Consider the following 15,172-nt stretch of genomic DNA (forward strand, 5'->3'; position numbering starts at 1 on the left):
GGTTGCCCCGAACGGCTCAGAAAGGAACGGGTTCCTCGGCGAGATCTTCGGCGGCCTGTGGCTCAACGAGCGGTGCGCCACCCAGTGACTGCACCCGGCTCAAGTCCAGCCCGACGTGCACGGCGTCGAGGTGGATCGCCAGCCTCTTCCCGTCGTCCTTCTCGTAGTACCGCATGCGCAGCTTGCCCTGGACGATCACCGGATCACCCTTGGACAGCGTGGTCTTCACGCTGTCGGCGAGCTTGCGCCAGCACGAAACGCTCAACCACAACGTCTCGCCGTCCTCCCAGTCGCCCGCCGCCGTGTTGTACCGGCGCTCAGTCGAGCTGATGCGGAAGAACGCGGACGCCTTGCCGTCTTCGCCGTGCTTGTACGTGATGTCGTTGACGACAGTGCCAACAACGGTGATCACGGTGGAATTCCAGGACATCGGGTTCGCCTCCAGGTCGCGGGTTCGTGGTCCAGGTTGCTCCGGGGGCAGATGGCCGGGGTGGGGTGGCGGCGGATCTGTGGACAACTCGCGGGTTGTGGACAGGTCGAGATCTTGAACGGTCTCGGACCCCGGAATTGTCGGGGGCGCGTGCTAGGGCGGGACTCGACCGGAACCGAGTGAGTGAGCGCCCACTCATTGACATGAGTGAGGACTCACTCATACAGTTGCGGACGTGTCAGAGGAACCTCGCCGCCGCCGCGCCCCCGCGATGAGCCCGGAGGATCGCCGCGAAGCGATCGTCCAGGCCACGCTGCCGCTCGTCGTGAAGGCCGGCGCGAACGTCACCACCAGCCAGATCGCCGCCGCGGCCGGGATCGCGGAAGGCACGGTGTTCCGCGTCTTCAAGGACAAGGCGGAGCTGCTCGACGCGTGCATCCAGCGCGCGTTGCACTCCGACGAGGAGGTCGCACGCCTCGCGGCGATCCCGGCGGACGTGCCGCTCGAGGAGCGGCTCACCGCGGGCGTCGCGACGTTCAGCGGCTACCTCGACCGCATGTGGGGTGTCATCGGCGCGCTGCGCGAGTCCGGCTACCACCCCCGCGACGAGGACCACAAGAAGCACAAGGGCCCGCCGATCGGCATGCAACAGCTGTCCGAGGAGGTCGCCGGTCTCTTCGGCGACGCCGACCTGCGCGTCAGCCCCGACCTCGCCGGGCGGATGTTGCTCGGCGCGGTCTTCACGAACCGCATGGGCTCGGGTTTCGGCCAGACCGAGGCCGAACCCGCCGCCATCGTCGAACTTTTCCTGCACGGCGCACTCAAGGGGGAGACAAATGAGTGAGCTCATGATCGAAGCCCACGAGGTGAGCAAGAAGTTCGGCGACGTGAACGCACTCGACGGCGTGAGCGTCACCGCGAAGAAGGGCACCGTTCTCGGCCTCCTCGGCCACAACGGCGCCGGCAAGACCACGCTGGTCAACCTCCTCACCACGATGCTGCCGCCGTCCGGCGGCACCGCGAGGGTCGCGGGGTTCGACGTCGTGAAGCAGAGCCACGAGGTCCGCAGCCGCATCGGCCTGACCGGCCAGTTCGCCGCCGTCGACGAGCAGCTCAGCGGCCACGACAACCTGGTCCTGATCGCCCGCCTGCTCGGCGCGAGCCGCAGGCAGGCCCATCAGCGCGCGGACGACCTGCTGGAGCAGTTCGACCTCACCGACGCCGCCAAGCGCAACGCCAAGACCTACTCCGGCGGCATGCGGCGGCGCCTCGACCTGGCCGCGTCGCTGGTCGGCAACCCCGAGGTGCTGTTCCTGGACGAGCCGACCACCGGCCTCGACCCGGCCAGCCGCCTCGCGATGTGGGAGATCGTCGAGAAGCTCGTCGCGGACGGCACGACCGTGCTGCTCACGACCCAGTACCTGGACGAGGCCGACCGGCTCGCCGACCAGATCACCGTGCTGTCCCACGGCAAGGTCGTCGCGTCCGGCACCTCGGCCGAGCTCAAGGCCCAGGTCGGCCAGCGCACGGTCACGGTCACGCTCGACTCGGTGTCCGAAGTGGACCTCGCGTTGAAGGCCGTCGGCTCCGTGGGGCTCCATCCCGTCGCGGAGGGCCTCACGCTCACGACTCCCGTCAGCGCGTCACGCGACCTTGCGACGGTCGTGCGCGCGTTGGACGACAACGGCTTGGAGGCGCACGAAATCGGCCTCAAGGAGCCCACCTTGGACGACGTCTACCTCACGCTCGCCGCGAACTAGGGGGAAATCATGGCGACTCTGACCTGGCACGGCAGCAGCTACCCAACGCAAGTCCTCGTTCTGACCGGCCGTTCACTGCGCGCACTGCTGCGCACGCCCGCACTCGTCTTCTTCAGCATCCTGCAGCCGTTGATCATGCTGACGCTGTTCAGCCAGATCTTCGGCACCATCACGTCCACGGCGAACTTCCCGCCGGGCATGAGTTACATCAACTTCCTGCTGCCCGCGATCCTCGTGAACACCGCGATGCAGTCCTCTCTCGCGTCCGGCATCGGGCTCGTGCAGGACATGTCGAACGGTGTGCTCGCACGGTTCCGTTCGCTGCCCATCCGCCCAAGCACGGTTCTGTTGGCGCGTAACCTTTCCGACGCGGTCCGCACCGCGTTCCAGCTGGTGCTGATGATCGCGTTCGGCATCTTGGTGTTCGGCTTCCGCCCGGACGGCGGCATGCTCGGCACCCTCGCCGCGCTGGGCCTGGCACTGGTGGTCGGATGGGCGCTGAGCTGGGTGTTCATCGCGATCGCCGCCTGGGTGCGCAAGGCCGAGCTCATGCAGACCGTCGGCTTCCTGGCGATGTTCCCGCTGATGTTCGCGTCCAGCGCGTTCGTGCCGATCAACGGCCTGCCGGGCTGGTTGCAGGCGATCGCGAAGGTCAACCCGCTGACCTACGCGGTCGACGCCGCCCGCAGCCTCGCGCTCGCCCACCCCGTCACGGGAGTGGCCGGCGCGCTGGTCACGAGCGGCGTGATCGCGGCGATCGGCGCGTTCTTCGCGGTCCGCGGCTTCCGCAGGCCCCTGTCGGTCTAGACGAGGTGGGCCGGTCCGCACAGGTCGGCCCACCTTGTCTGTCCAGGACTAGTCGTCGCATTCGGCTCTCGGCGCAGGTGCGTCGAAGATGTCAACAACAAGCTCGGACGTGGTCGCAGATTCATGCGGATCATCACCGGCACCGTGCTCGACCGCGTGGACACGAACCCATCGTCCGAGTTCAGCTTGAGCTCTGGCTACCGTCAGGGCCGCACGGACAGGGTCACCACCTGTTGATTCACGACTCGTCCAGGTCCTCACGAGCTCTACCCCTGTGGGGAGGTACCAACTGCGCGGCTCCACGCTGCCGGGCACGAAGGCTTGGGCAGTCATCAGCTCGAACTCCCAGCCGGTTCTGCCGTCCTCTTCGATCTGGTTCTCCAGGCGCAGGCCTAGTCCCAACCAGTATGCGGAAGCGACGTGCCTTTCCAGCTCAGCATCGAGGCGACTGAAATAAGACAGCCTCAAGTTCTCAATCGGTCCGTACCAGCTGAATCTCTCTGGCATTGGCGGACACTGTTCGTTCAGAAACCGACGAACAGCCATCCGCACAGCATCCGGGACTCGCTCGAGCACCTTCTCCAGCGGACCGGGCGCGCGAGCGAAAAGGAACTCGTTCAACTCTCCGACGAGGTCATCAGTGAGGTCAAGATCGCTGCTGCTCAGTGCGGTCACGGCTACGAGGTGGTCCGTCTCGCCTGAGTCGAGCGCGAACAGCCGACTCTTACCTGGACTCTTGTGAGCCAGAAACTGGCTAATGGTCACAACTGCCTCCATCACGGCACGCGAAGCAGGCATGTGCCAGCTCCGCGAGGGTCTGTTGAGGCGTGTCAACGAGGCTACGGACCACGTCGCATGGCCTGGAAATGCTGTCGGTCGAGGTGCAGCCCCGACCGCATGGCACATCCAGGATGTCAGAACCTCGGTCCGATGACCCTTCCCCGATCAGGCGATTTCGCAGGCCCCTGTCGGTCTAACCCTTCTCGGAGATCTTCTTCAGCATCGCGTTGTAGGCCTCGAGGTCGGCGTCCCCATCGGCGTCGGCCTTGCGGTCGTACCGCTTCGCGTCCCGGCCGTCCTGCCGCGCCCACTGCGTGAGCAAGGCGACCATGACCACGAGCAACGGGATCTCGCCCGCCGCCCACGCGATGCCGCCGCCGAGTCGCTGGTCCTCCAGCAGGTTCTGCACCCACGGCAACGCCAGACCGCGGTAGAACTGCTCACCGATGACGGTCGCGGAGCTCATCAGGATGACGCCGAAGAACGCGTGGAACGGGATCGACGCGAACAACAGCCCCAACCGGCCGAGCGGCGGCAGCTTGTTCGGTGACGGGTCCACGCCGATCACAGGCCAGTAGAAGACATAGCCCGCGAGGATGAAGTGCGCGTTCATCGCGAGGTGCGCCCAGTGGAACGGCAGCGCGGCCTCGAAGAGCCCGGAGAAGTACAAGGCGTAGAACGAGCCGACGAACAGGGCGAGCGCCACGAAGGGGTTCGTCAGCAGCCGTGCGACCGGTGAGTGCACGAAGGCCAGCACCCACTCTCGCGGACCCGGCACCTCCTTGTTGACCGGCAACGCGCGCAACGCCAGCGTGACTGGTCCACCCAGCACGAACAGGATCGGCGTCAGCATGGACAGCACCATGTGCGCTTCCATGTGGACGCTGAACATCGCCGGCGCGTACCGGCCCATGCCCGACGACGTCGCGAACAGCAGCGAGAAACACCCGGACAGCCACGCGACGGTGCGGCCCACCGGCCACGTGTCACCGCGCTGGGAGAGCCTGCGCACGCCCAGGACGTAGAGCAGGGCCAGGGCCAGCGCCGCGGTTCCGAAGATCAGGTCGAAGCGCCAGTCGAACAGGATGGCCGCGAGCGTCGGCGGTCCGTCGAGGTCGTAGCCGATCGCGATCTCCGTGCGGCTGGGCAGTTCGCTGCTGCCGCCGGGAGGGGGCGTGCGGGCCAGCGCCACGGCCAGGCCGATGGTGAACATCATCAGCAGGATCTCGATGCCGGCGAGCTTCAGCAACGCGTGCGGCTTGCCGTCGGCCACGCCCTTCACGCCGCGTTCGCGCTGGAAGTAGCCGAACACGCCGAGCAGCAGCAGGCACGCGAGCTTGCCGAGCGTCAGCCAGCCGTAAGTAGACGTCACGAGGTCGACGGGCGTGATGCGCACCAGGGCGTTCACCACGCCCGAGACGGCCATCACGATCCAGCAGACCAGCGCGATCTTCGAGAACCTCGCCGCGGCGAGCGGGAGGTGCGCCCCGCCACGCCTGCCGTGCGCGAGCAACGCGATCAAGCCGCCCACCCACAACACCGCGGCGACAAGGTGGAACAACAGGCTGTTGGTCGCCATGTCGTGCGAGCCGCCGGACGACGAATGTCCCGTGACCGCAACCGGAACCAACGCGAAGACGGCACCGAACAGCAGGACCGTCGTCCATCCCCACGACAGCACCAGACGGCAGCCCAGCGCGAGCAACGCCACGATGATCGCCGTCAGCATCCACGCCTTCGACTGCTCCAGCAGCATCGCCGTCGCGACCATCTGACTGAAGGTGAACGAGCTCACCGGACGGTCGATCGCGGCCGCTGTGTTGAACGGCACCGACAGCAGTGCACCCACGAGCCACACGAGCGCGAACCACCCAGCGGTGCGCAGCGCCGCATAACCGTCCGCTGCGAGAGTGCCGGACTTCTGCGGTGGCACGAGGAACGCCGCCAACAACAACGAGCCGATGGTCACCACCGCACCCGTCTCGGTCAGCACGCGCACGATCAGCAGCCCTGCCGGAGGGTTGCTCTCGATCGAGCTCAGCGCGACAGCGGCGAGCGAGGCCACCGCGAAGCCGATGACGACGAGGGGCACCAAACCCGTTCTGGTGGAGCGTTCGATTGGCACGCCCCGGAGCCTACGACCCTCTGGTGTTGCGCCGTGTGAGACGTTCTCCCCTTCTCCTGCTCGTGCTGCTCTCGCTGACCGGTCGCACGTACTCCATCCAGGGCGAACCCATCGCGGCACCACTGCCCCATTGGCGATCGCCACGGCGCGCAAGCCGCTCAGCCTGGCAGCGCTCGAACGGATGCCGCCTGCCTGGCGGCCCTCCTGGCCAGCAAGGTCGTCGGGATGATCAGCGCCGTGACGAGCGCCACAAACCCGAGCGAGACCACGAGCGAGCTGACGTGCGCGAGCCCACCCACGATCGGCGGTCCCGCGAGAAATCCCGTGTAGGCAATGGTCGTCACCAAGCCCAGCTGGCGCTCGCCACCGCTGCCGTCCGCGCGTTTGCCTGTCTCGCTCGCGAGGTCCATGACCACGGGGAACGAGAACGCGAGGCCCAGGCCGGCCAGACCGAACCCGAGGTAGCCCGCCGCCGGGTGGGGCACCACGACCGCGAGCGCCAGGCCCGTCGCGGCCAGTCCTCCCCCTGCGGCGAGCAGGCGGTGCGGGCCCAGGCGGCGTTGGATCGGTTCGCCGAACCACCGTGCGAGCGCCATCGTCACGGAGAAGCCGGCATAGGCGTATGCACCTGCCGCGTCACTCATTCCGCGCTCACGCACCATGAACAGCGCCGACCAGTCCGCCGCCGCCCCTTCCGCGATGGCACTGCACAGCGCGATGCTCGCCAACAGCCAGAGGACAGGGCTGTTGAGCACGGGCGCGCGTTCGGTGACTTCTTCCCTATGACGCTCCCCTACTCCTCCGGGAATGCTCTTCGCGATGAGCGCGGTCACTAGGGCACCGGCAAAGGCCACTAGGAGGAAGTGCTTCATGAGAGTCCAGTGCGCGTGAGCGGCCGCGGCGCTGCCCAACGACCCGATAAGGCCGCCGACGCTGAATCCTGCGTGGAACTGCGGCATCAACGGCCGTTGCAGAGCGCGGACGACGACGACTGCGGCCATGTTCATCGACACGTCCATTGCGGCGATGCTCGCCCCTAGCGCCACAAGGCTCAGACCGAGTTGAAGCGGCGACTGCGACAACGCGAGCACGGGCAGAAGCAGCGGACTGAGGAGGCTGCTCGCTATCAGGACTCCACGCGATCCGTAGAGCGCACACACCCGTGCCGCCAACGGCGCCGTGAACGCCAGACCGACGCTCGCCCCGAGCAAGGCCAGGCCGAGACTGCCGACCTCCGCACCGACCTGCTCCGCGAGCGCGGGCACACGGGAGGCCCACGTGCCGAAGACGGCGCCGTTCAAGAGGAAGACGATGAACGTGGCCAGGCGTGGGGACATGCGCTCCAGCATGACTGAAGCGCTTCAGGAGCGCTAGCGGGCAGGGTGCGATCTCTCGCATACGATGCGTTAGTGGAGTCCGACCGCCGACGCAGGCCGACGCTGGACACCGTCGCCGCGGCCGTAGGGGTCTCCAGGGCGACGGTGTCGAACGCGTACAACCGGCCGGACCAGCTGTCGTCGTCGTTGCGCGAACGCATCCTCGAAACGGCGCGCTCCCTCGGCTACGCGGGCCCGGACCCGGTGGCCCGCTCACTCGCGACCCGCTCGTCCGCCGCCGTGGGTTTCATGCTGCCGCAGGGCCTGTCCGGCGCGTTCTCGGATCCGGCGCTGTCGATCGTGCTCGACGGCCTGGCCTCGACCGTCGACGGTCACGACCACAGCCTCGTGCTGATGCCAGGCGACGCCACGGGCGGCCCGCGCCCATCGATCGTGTCGCGCGCACAGGCAGACGTGATGGTCGCCTACTCACTGCCCGACTTAGCCCCGGCCCTGGACGCCGTCGCCGCCCGCGGCCTGCCGCTCGTGGTGATCGACCAGCCGGTACTCCCGGACTCGGCCCGAGTGGAGGTGCAGGACTACACGGGCGCGTCCGCCGCCGCCGCACACCTGCTCGGCCTGGGACACCTGAGGTTCGGCGTCCTGACGTTCGCCCTGCACCCGGACGGAGTATCCGGCCCGGTCTCGCACGAGCGCCGTTCGGCCGTGCCGTTCCGCGTGAGCCGCGATCGCCTGGGCGGCTACCTCGACACTTTGGAAAAAGGCGGGGTGAAACCGGACAATGTTCCGGTGTGGGAGGCGCGCGGCAGTGATCGCGAACTCGGACGACTAGGCGCGCGGTGGCTGATGACCCGCACGCCACGCCCGAGCGCCCTGCTGTGCACGTCGGACCAACTGGCCTTCGGCGCCCTCCAAGCAGCCCGCGACCTGACGTTGACCGTCCCGGGAGACATTTCGGTCGTCGGCTTCGACGACGTCCCTGAAGCGGCCTACAGCGACCCGCCGTTGACTACCGTGCGTCAACCCCTGGCCGACAAGGGCCGCAGAGCCGGCGAGTTGGCGCTGGAATTACTGGCCGGCGGGAGACCGCCGCGGCCGACGAGACTCGACGTTTCCCTCGTAGAGAGAGCCTCAACGGCCCCACGAACGTGATCCGCATCACGTTTAGACGGTTTTCATCACCCGTTTGGTCGTAGGGCGGAAACGGTCGATCGACTCCGGACGATGTGTCCGGTGGGGGCACCGGTGGCCACGCGTCGTGGTCGCTTTCGCACCCCTCCAGCCTCTGTAGCTCAGTGGAGAGAGCGAGGGACTTCTAATCCCGAGGTCGCAGGTTCGAATCCTGCCAGGGGCGCTGGAACATGTGGCCGCTGACCTGCATCGACAGGTCAGCGGCCGTTTTCGTTCTCGGTCACGGGCCCACTCCGTGGTGCTAGACCCACTTCGCAGTGACCGCGACGAAGTGATCCCTGACCGCCTGCTCGCTCGGTCCATCAGCGAACCTGACGCCCTCCAATGGTTCATAGGCGTCGTACCCACTCAACGACGGAGCCAGAACCACGCGCCAAGTCGTGGGGTCAACGGTCAGCAGATGCCTGTCGAACAGCAGGTGCACGTCAGCTCGCAGCAGGACGCCTTCGGTCAGGTTGTGGGTCTCGTGCTCGGCGAAGCCCCGGAGATGTGCTGCCTGCAGCACTTCGACTGGACAGGAGCCGGTGACCGCACACACGTGCCCGTAGCGCCGGATCAGGTTCTCCCGGAACCCGCTCTGTCCGTTGCGGACCATCGTCTTGGCTTCACGACGTCCGCCCTTGGGAGCCTTCCCACCCTGGCTGCCAGCGGAAGTCTTCTGGCGATGACGATGCGGCGCATCGCTTCGATCTTCGCCACGGCACGGGTCTCGGCCTCCTGAGAGGACAACGGCACGGCGATTCTCGCCAGCATTGCTTCCAGCTTGCCGGCGTCGAGCGCCCTGATCCCGTCAGGTGATGCCTCGCGGGTGCAGGCCTCGTCGAGGTCGTCGATGCCGATGGCCCCGTCCAACGGGCGCCATGTTCCTCCGTAGTGCAGGACGTGCTTGGCCTGGGCAGTGACGTCGGTGTTTCGCTCGATGCGGCTGATCCGGCCGAAGCCAAGTACGTTCTCGTCGTCGTAGAGGACGATCACGTGGCCTTCGCGGAGTTGCTCTGGATTGCCGGCGGCTCCGTCGTGGACATAGCTCGAGCCCGGCACGTTCGCGGTGAACACCGCCCATGCCTTGGCATCGTGCGCAGCCCGGATCTCGGCAGCCAGGCGGTGCATCTCGGCCTCGTCGGCGAGAAACTCGCCAACGATGACCTGGTCCTGCGCACCACCGCGGGTCTTCTTGCCCGTGTAGCCAGGCAGCCTGGTCATCAGGTCGAAGAGCTTGCGCTGCACGCTGCTGACCGACCGGAAGTTGAGTCCGCGGTCCTGCTGGGCGTGAATCGGTAGTCGCCTCAGGAACGCCGCGAGCTCCTGCACAGCCGGATCGTTGACGCGCTGAGCCACGCGGTCGTTCGAGAACAGCTGCGAACAGGCCAGGATCAGCTCGTCGCGCGACCACGTTGGCGGACTCAGCTTCTTGACCTTGAACTGCAACCCTTCCAAGGTCTGGTTGACGAGGGCGTCGTCAGCGACCTCCAGCGGTTTCAGCGCAGACCGGCCGGGCAGGTGACCGTGGGCGGCGGCTGCGATCACTCGCGTTCCACGCCTCTGGCCGCCGTCTGTGATCACGTAGTTGCGCGACAGATCGAAGCCGTAGCGCTCGCAGAACTCCGCCATCCCCATGCGGTCGTGTTCTGCCATTGCCGCGTGCACTGCATCTGCGGTGATATCCCCAAGCCCCACTAGAAGACGATTTCAACCAAACGCCGGGCAAGCAGCCGCCATCTGCAGCAATGAGGACTGCTGTCGAGCACCGAATGTGTGCCGCTGAATAATCGGCCCGTGGACAAGACGCGGTTGGGCACCGGGCTGGTCGTCGGCGTGCTCGTGGTGCAAACGGTGGCAAGCCTGCTGTGGAACCCCGACTCGACGCTGACCGGCATCGCCCTCGCCTTCAACGCCGTGGCCGCGGTGTCGACCTTCCTCTTCGTCAGAAGAGGCGGGCGGGCGGCGTGGGTCGTCGGTGGGTGGTGTGCCGGGTTCTTCGGGTGGCACGTGCTCGGGCTCGGTGAGCTGGCCGGCTGGTGGACGACCGGGCTGGATGCCGCGTTCCTCGTGGGTGGCGGGTATCAGGGGTCGGTCGTCTACCAGGCGGTGATGGCCACGGCGGCTGGGTTTGCCGTGCACCTGCTGTTGCCTCGTCAGCGCCAGGTTTCGGAGACGTAGGCGTCGAAGCTCTTGGCCGGGCGGCCCAGCAGGCGGGCGATGTCGTCTGACGGGGTGGCGAGGTGGCCTGCTCGCATGGTTTCGAACATGCCGTTCAGTTCGGTGGCGACCTCTTCGGGGGCGCCCAGGGCCAGCAGGGCCTCGCGGTATTCGGCTGGGGTCAGTTTGACCAGTTCGATTGTTCGGCCGGTGGCTGCCGCGATCTTGGCGACGGCCTCGGTGAACGTGACGCCCTCTGGGCCGCTGAGGTCGTAGGTCTGGCCGTGGTGGTCGTCTGTGGTGAGGGCTAGGGCGGCTACTTCGGCGATGTCCTGGACGTCCACGAACGGTTCTGGGGTGTCGTCCGCGGGGAGGGAGAGGCGGCCTGCCTCGATCTCGGGCTGCCAGACCTGTTCGGAGAAGTTCTGGTTGAAGTTGTTGGCGCGCAGGATGGTCCAGGGGACGCTGCCTTCGCGGACGGCCTTCTCGGCGGCGTGCATGCCCTGGAAGACGTTGGGCGGGGTCTTGTCCAGGCCTCGGCCCGAGAGCAGGACGAGGCGGCGGAGGCCTGCGGCCTGTTCTGCGAACGGGGCCGCGGCGGACGGGTCTTCCGGGGCGATGACGTAGGCGGCGGTGGCGCCGTGCAGGAACGGTTTCCAGGTCGACGGGGTGTTCCAGTCGAAGCCGGTCGCGCGGGAGGCCTTGCGCACCACCGCGCCGGTGGCTTCGAGGGTGCTGACGACGCGGCGGCCCGTCTTGCCGGTGGCGCCCAGGACGAGGATCTCTTCGGTCATGTCCCCAGCCAACCTGCCGGCGGCGACCGGGGACATGGGTGAGAGTTCATCGACGATGTTCGATCGTTCGGGCCGTATTGTGAGGGGCATGGAGCCGTTCGACGAACTGCTGCGCGGGGTGCGCGCTGATGGTGCCGGGGTGCACCGGACCGAGATCGACGGGGCGCGGGTGTTGCCCGGGCTCACGTTGTACGCGGTGGCGTCGGGTGAGATCAGCGTGCGCGGGGAGGTCGCCACGGCCGGGGACATCCTGGTGGTGCAGGAGTCCGTCGAGGCACGGGGGCGTGCGTCGGTGGTGAGCGGGACCTACGAGATCAAGGGAGCGGTGGCGCGGCGGCTCACGGCGGTGTTGCCGGACGCGTTGGTGGCGCCGGGGGGCGACGAGTGCGCGGCGTTCTACGCCGGTGTCGGCACGGACGGGCCGAGCATCATCGCGGATCGGTTGCTGGACTGGCTGATGGTGTGCGCGCTCAAGGAGTGGTTCGACCGCGAGCACGGTGACGGGTGGCTGGGCGCTCAGGCGGACGCGGTGGTGGGGCCGGTCCTGAAAGCCATGCACGCGCAGCCCGAACGCGCCTGGACGCTCGCCTTGCTGGCCAAGGAGGCCGGGGTGGCGAGGACGACGCTGGCGAGCAGGTTCGCCAAGCTGGTCGGGGTGCCGCCGTTGACGTACCTGACGGAGTGGCGGATGGCGGTGGCGGCCGATCTGCTCGCCGAGTCGTCGGCGACGGTGGCGTCGGTGGCGCGCAGGGTCGGGTACGCGGACGCGTTCGGGTTCAGCGCCGCGTTCAAGCGCGTGCACGGGTTCAGCCCGAGCGAGTGCCGCAGCCGGTGCGCCGAGAGCGCGTGACGTCCACACAACAACGCACGAAGTCGGCGGTGGCCTCACCTGCGTGAGGCAGCCAAGCCACGGCCACGTCGCTGGGACTCACGCCGGTCACGGGCACGTAGACGATGTCCGGCCGGGAGAAGAAGCGGGACGTGGACGCCGGCACCAGGGCGACGCCGCAGCCGGAGGCGATCGCGCCCAGGAACTCGTCGGGGTGTTCGGTCACGGCTCCGACGCGCACCTCGTGACCGTCCCTTTCGGACAACGCCAGCCAGTGCTCGCGCCACCTCCCCTTCAGGGCAGGGGCGACGATGACCGGGTCGTCCCACAACTCGCGGAACTCGACCGACGAACGGCCCGCCAACGGGTGCACTGAAGGCATTGCCACGCAACGGGACTCGCTGAACAACGTCCGCACGCCGAACGTCTCCTCGCCCGGAAAAGGCAATCGCAGCAACGCCACGGGCACCTCCGCCCCGGCGAGACCGGCCGTCGGATCCGACCACAGAGCCTGCCGCAGGTCCACGCGCCAGCCTGGCCGGACCCTGCCGAACGCGGTGACGATCGCCTGCGTCGCGTCGTTCGCCGCGCTGGCCAGGAAACCGACGCGCAGCACTCGGGCGGCACCGCGGGTCTCGCCCACCGCGGCGTCCCAGCCCGCGAGCACCGGCGGCACGCGCGCGGCGAGGGCGTGGCCCGCCTCGGTCAGCCTCATCCCGGTGCTGGACCGCGTGAACAGCCGAACGCCGAGCTGCGACTCCAGGTGCTTGAGTTGTTTTGTCAGCGATGGTTGCGACACGAAGAGCCGGTGCGCAGCGCGCGTGAGGTTGCCCTCCTCGGCGATGGCGGCGAAATATCTCAGCAGCCTCGTGTCCACGTCCATGCCGTCAGGCTATGGAGCCGGACATCAACCACAAGTGAGTACGCGCGAAAGTTGGTGGTCCACGAGTTCCACGGCCATTTCCGGCGACACCTGACCGATCAGCACCTGAAGCATCAGGCCGTCGACGAACGCCAGCAGCGCCATGGCATCCCGCTCGGCGTCGCCGCCGGGCCGCACCGCGGTGATCATGCCCGCCAGCCACGCCACCATCTCGCCGTTGCCCTGCCGCAACGGCTCCCCCAGGCGCGGCTCGACCACGGCCTGCGCGAGGAACGCGGCGAGCACCGGCGCCTCCGCACGGGCCGCGGGGCTCAACGGCAGCAGTTCCAGCAGGACCGCGCGGAGCAACTCAGCGGGATCTTCGACGGGAAGCGCACCGAACCGTGCCGCTACGCGAGAGCTGATGAGCTCGAACGCGAACATCAGCATCTCGTCCTTGGTCGCGAAGTAGTGCTGGACGCGCCCCATGGACACGCCGGCCTCCGCGGCCACGTGACGCAGGCTGACCGCGTCCAGACCCCGTGCGGCGATCAGCCTGCACACGGCGTCGCCGATCTGGCGCCGGCGCTCGTCGTGGTCGACCTGCTTCGGCATGCACCATCTCCAATGCAATCGCATTGCATCGTACCCCCGATACGTTTTACGATGCGTTCGCATTGCAAAAACGTGAAGGGGGACGTCATGCAACTGTGGGACTTCGCGGCGCTCACGTACTACCGCGTGCTCGACCGGTTCTCGGGGTCGCTCAACCGGCTCGCGATCGAGAAGCTCGGCCTCGGACCCGGTGACGCCGTGCTCGACATCGGCTGCGGCACCGGAGCGCTGATCCCCGCGCTCGTGGAAGCCGTTGGACCACAAGGACGTGTGGTCGCGATGGACTTCAGCGCGCGCATGGTGGCCATCGCCAGAAGGCGGGCGACGTGGCCGAACGTCGAGGTGCGCCAAGCCGACGCATGCGTCACCGATCACGGCGCCGGCCAGTTCGACGCGGCCGTGGCACTCGGGGCGTTCAGCGCGATGCCGGATGTACCGGCGGCGATCGCGAACGCGGCGGACGCGCTCAAACCGGGCGGGCGGTTGTTCGTGTTCGACGTACGGCTGAACAAGAAGACACGCACCACGAAGTTCATGCGCGCGGCCTACCGGGCGATCGCAGGGTTCACCGGCGCCGACGTCGTGACCGAACTCAAGAGGGTGTTCGAACGGGTCGAGCCGGTGTTCGCGGCCGAGGGCGAGACGACGACCATGGTCATCGCGACGAAGGTCATGGATACGGCCACCCGTTCGGCGTGCACACCTTCCCGTCCCGCGGGATGACCGCACCCTGGGGCACGCCGCCGGTGATGCGGACGATCTCGTCGTTGGCCACGCTGAACGTCTGCTGCATCATCACCGGCGCCGGGCCCCCGGCGACGCCACAGGGCTGATGGCCCTGCCCGAACGCGTGCCCGACCTCGTGGTTGACCACGTACGTCCGGTAGGAATTCAGGTCCGGCAGGAACGCGACGGCGCCGCGGACCCAGCGAGCAGCGCTCAAGAACACGAAGTTGCCGTCACGGCACGAGACGTCGACCGGGATCTCGAACCCGCACACGTTCCGCGCGGTCTGCTGCGACGTCAGCCGCACACGGACCGAGGCGGCACCGGATACGCGCTGCACCGAACGTGCGCCGCGAGCCGTCCAGCCGCGCGGGTCGGCGAGAGTGGCGTCCACGAACGCCGCGAACGCCTGCTCGTCGACCGTGATGCCGTCCTCGACCTCGACGGCGTAGGTGCGCAACGGTCCCGTGCCGACGACCGGTCCGTTTACCGGCACGACGTGGAACGTGCCGGCGCCCGCCAGCGAGAACTCCGGGCCGTCGGGCAGGTCCGAACTGGAGGCGTACACGCGGGGAGGTGGCGCGACCGAGGAGGACGGGACGGGGACGGGTGACACGGGCGAGGGCCTGGTGGTCGGAGCCGCCGCCGGGGACGTCTCGCCTGCCGGCTGGGCCGTCGTCAGCAGAACCGCCGTCAGACCGACGGCCGCCAGAGCCAGGTGCACCTTCATGACGGCAACGCTCGACGGAACTGATGAAGAACCTGTTTACGTCCCGC

Annotated in this window: 17 protein-coding genes and 1 tRNA gene; 8 read left to right on the forward strand and 10 right to left on the reverse strand. The window is 67.9% G+C overall.

All coding sequences use genetic code 11. The annotated features are described in order from the left end of the window. Nucleotides 1-16: 16 nt before the first annotated feature. The gene (gene ssb, locus IEY88_RS30670) at nt 17-412 is read right to left on the reverse strand and encodes a single-stranded DNA-binding protein (RefSeq protein ID WP_189158375.1); all 396 of its coding nucleotides are present in this window, start codon (nt 410-412) and stop codon (nt 17-19) included. A gap of 253 nt (nt 413-665) precedes the next feature. On the opposite strand from ssb, the gene IEY88_RS30675 reads away from it, so the two are divergent. Genes IEY88_RS30675 through IEY88_RS30685 form a run of 3 tightly spaced genes read left to right on the forward strand, consistent with a single transcriptional unit; the run spans nt 666 to nt 2,997 of the window. Next, on the forward strand, nt 666-1,274 hold the full coding sequence (locus IEY88_RS30675; protein WP_229693931.1) for a TetR/AcrR family transcriptional regulator: 609 nt from the start codon (nt 666-668) through the stop codon (nt 1,272-1,274). Then, nucleotides 1,267-2,190, forward strand: coding sequence for an ATP-binding cassette domain-containing protein (locus tag IEY88_RS30680; protein WP_189158376.1), 924 nt, complete (start codon nt 1,267-1,269; stop codon nt 2,188-2,190). The genes IEY88_RS30675 and IEY88_RS30680 overlap by 8 nt, the downstream gene beginning before the upstream one ends. Before the next feature lie 9 nt (nt 2,191-2,199). Further along, nucleotides 2,200-2,997 (forward strand): ABC transporter permease, encoded by a 798-nt coding sequence (locus IEY88_RS30685; protein ID WP_189158377.1) that lies wholly within the window; start codon nt 2,200-2,202, stop codon nt 2,995-2,997. Between the two features lie 48 nt (nt 2,998-3,045). On the opposite strand, the gene IEY88_RS30690 is transcribed toward IEY88_RS30685, so the two are convergent. From IEY88_RS30690 to IEY88_RS30700, 3 genes are all read right to left on the reverse strand, one after another. Next, a complete protein-coding gene (locus IEY88_RS30690) occupies nt 3,046-3,762 on the reverse strand; it encodes a hypothetical protein (RefSeq protein ID WP_189158378.1) in 717 nt (238 codons plus the stop codon). Between the two features lie 208 nt (nt 3,763-3,970). After that, nucleotides 3,971-5,902 (reverse strand): bifunctional copper resistance protein CopD/cytochrome c oxidase assembly protein, encoded by a 1,932-nt coding sequence (locus IEY88_RS30695; protein ID WP_229693933.1) that lies wholly within the window; start codon nt 5,900-5,902, stop codon nt 3,971-3,973. A 158-nt stretch (nt 5,903-6,060) separates the two neighbouring features. Then, nucleotides 6,061-7,239, reverse strand: a complete 1,179-nt coding sequence (locus tag IEY88_RS30700; protein ID WP_189158379.1) for an MFS transporter — start codon at nt 7,237-7,239, stop codon at nt 6,061-6,063. A gap of 72 nt (nt 7,240-7,311) precedes the next feature. Between IEY88_RS30700 and IEY88_RS30705 the strand changes: the two genes are divergently transcribed. Next, nucleotides 7,312-8,391: a LacI family DNA-binding transcriptional regulator gene (locus IEY88_RS30705; RefSeq protein ID WP_189158380.1), complete on the forward strand. Its 1,080-nt coding sequence runs from the start codon at nt 7,312-7,314 to the stop codon at nt 8,389-8,391. 129 nt (nt 8,392-8,520) lie between these two features. After that, nucleotides 8,521-8,593, forward strand: a tRNA-Arg gene (locus IEY88_RS30710). 78 nt (nt 8,594-8,671) lie between these two features. On the opposite strand, the gene IEY88_RS30715 is transcribed toward IEY88_RS30710, so the two are convergent. Continuing rightward, nucleotides 8,672-9,025, reverse strand: coding sequence for an HNH endonuclease signature motif containing protein (locus IEY88_RS30715; protein ID WP_189158381.1), 354 nt, complete (start codon nt 9,023-9,025; stop codon nt 8,672-8,674). Beyond that, complete coding sequence (locus IEY88_RS30720; RefSeq protein ID WP_189158382.1) at nt 8,986-10,107, reverse strand: ScoMcrA-related endonuclease; 1,122 nt, start codon at nt 10,105-10,107, stop codon at nt 8,986-8,988. The genes IEY88_RS30715 and IEY88_RS30720 overlap by 40 nt, the downstream gene beginning before the upstream one ends. Before the next feature lie 99 nt (nt 10,108-10,206). Between IEY88_RS30720 and IEY88_RS30725 the strand changes: the two genes are divergently transcribed. Beyond that, complete coding sequence (locus IEY88_RS30725; RefSeq protein ID WP_189158383.1) at nt 10,207-10,590, forward strand: hypothetical protein; 384 nt, start codon at nt 10,207-10,209, stop codon at nt 10,588-10,590. On the opposite strand, the gene IEY88_RS30730 is transcribed toward IEY88_RS30725, so the two are convergent. Next, nucleotides 10,566-11,363 (reverse strand): NmrA family NAD(P)-binding protein, encoded by a 798-nt coding sequence (locus IEY88_RS30730; protein WP_189158384.1) that lies wholly within the window; start codon nt 11,361-11,363, stop codon nt 10,566-10,568. The genes IEY88_RS30725 and IEY88_RS30730 overlap by 25 nt on opposite strands. An 88-nt stretch (nt 11,364-11,451) precedes the next feature. Here IEY88_RS30730 and IEY88_RS30735 point away from each other — a divergent pair, with 88 nt between their 5' ends. Next, nucleotides 11,452-12,213 (forward strand): AraC family transcriptional regulator, encoded by a 762-nt coding sequence (locus IEY88_RS30735; protein ID WP_189158385.1) that lies wholly within the window; start codon nt 11,452-11,454, stop codon nt 12,211-12,213. Here the strand turns inward: IEY88_RS30735 and IEY88_RS30740 are convergent. Next, on the reverse strand, nt 12,170-13,075 hold the full coding sequence (locus IEY88_RS30740; protein WP_189158386.1) for a LysR family transcriptional regulator: 906 nt from the start codon (nt 13,073-13,075) through the stop codon (nt 12,170-12,172). The genes IEY88_RS30735 and IEY88_RS30740 overlap by 44 nt on opposite strands. A 24-nt stretch (nt 13,076-13,099) precedes the next feature. Next, entirely contained in the window at nt 13,100-13,669 is a 570-nt protein-coding gene (locus IEY88_RS30745) for a TetR/AcrR family transcriptional regulator (protein WP_189158387.1), read from the reverse strand. A gap of 87 nt (nt 13,670-13,756) precedes the next feature. On the opposite strand from IEY88_RS30745, the gene IEY88_RS30750 reads away from it, so the two are divergent. After that, a complete protein-coding gene (locus IEY88_RS30750) occupies nt 13,757-14,392 on the forward strand; it encodes a class I SAM-dependent methyltransferase (protein ID WP_189158388.1) in 636 nt (211 codons plus the stop codon). Here IEY88_RS30750 and IEY88_RS30755 read toward each other — a convergent pair. Continuing rightward, entirely contained in the window at nt 14,340-15,125 is a 786-nt protein-coding gene (locus tag IEY88_RS30755; protein ID WP_189158389.1) for a DUF3152 domain-containing protein, read from the reverse strand. The two genes, IEY88_RS30750 and IEY88_RS30755, sit on opposite strands and share 53 nt — an antisense overlap. Nucleotides 15,126-15,172 lie beyond the last annotated feature (47 nt).

The organism is Lentzea pudingi (assembly GCF_014646255.1).
Taxonomy (GTDB): domain Bacteria; phylum Actinomycetota; class Actinomycetes; order Mycobacteriales; family Pseudonocardiaceae; genus Lentzea; species Lentzea pudingi.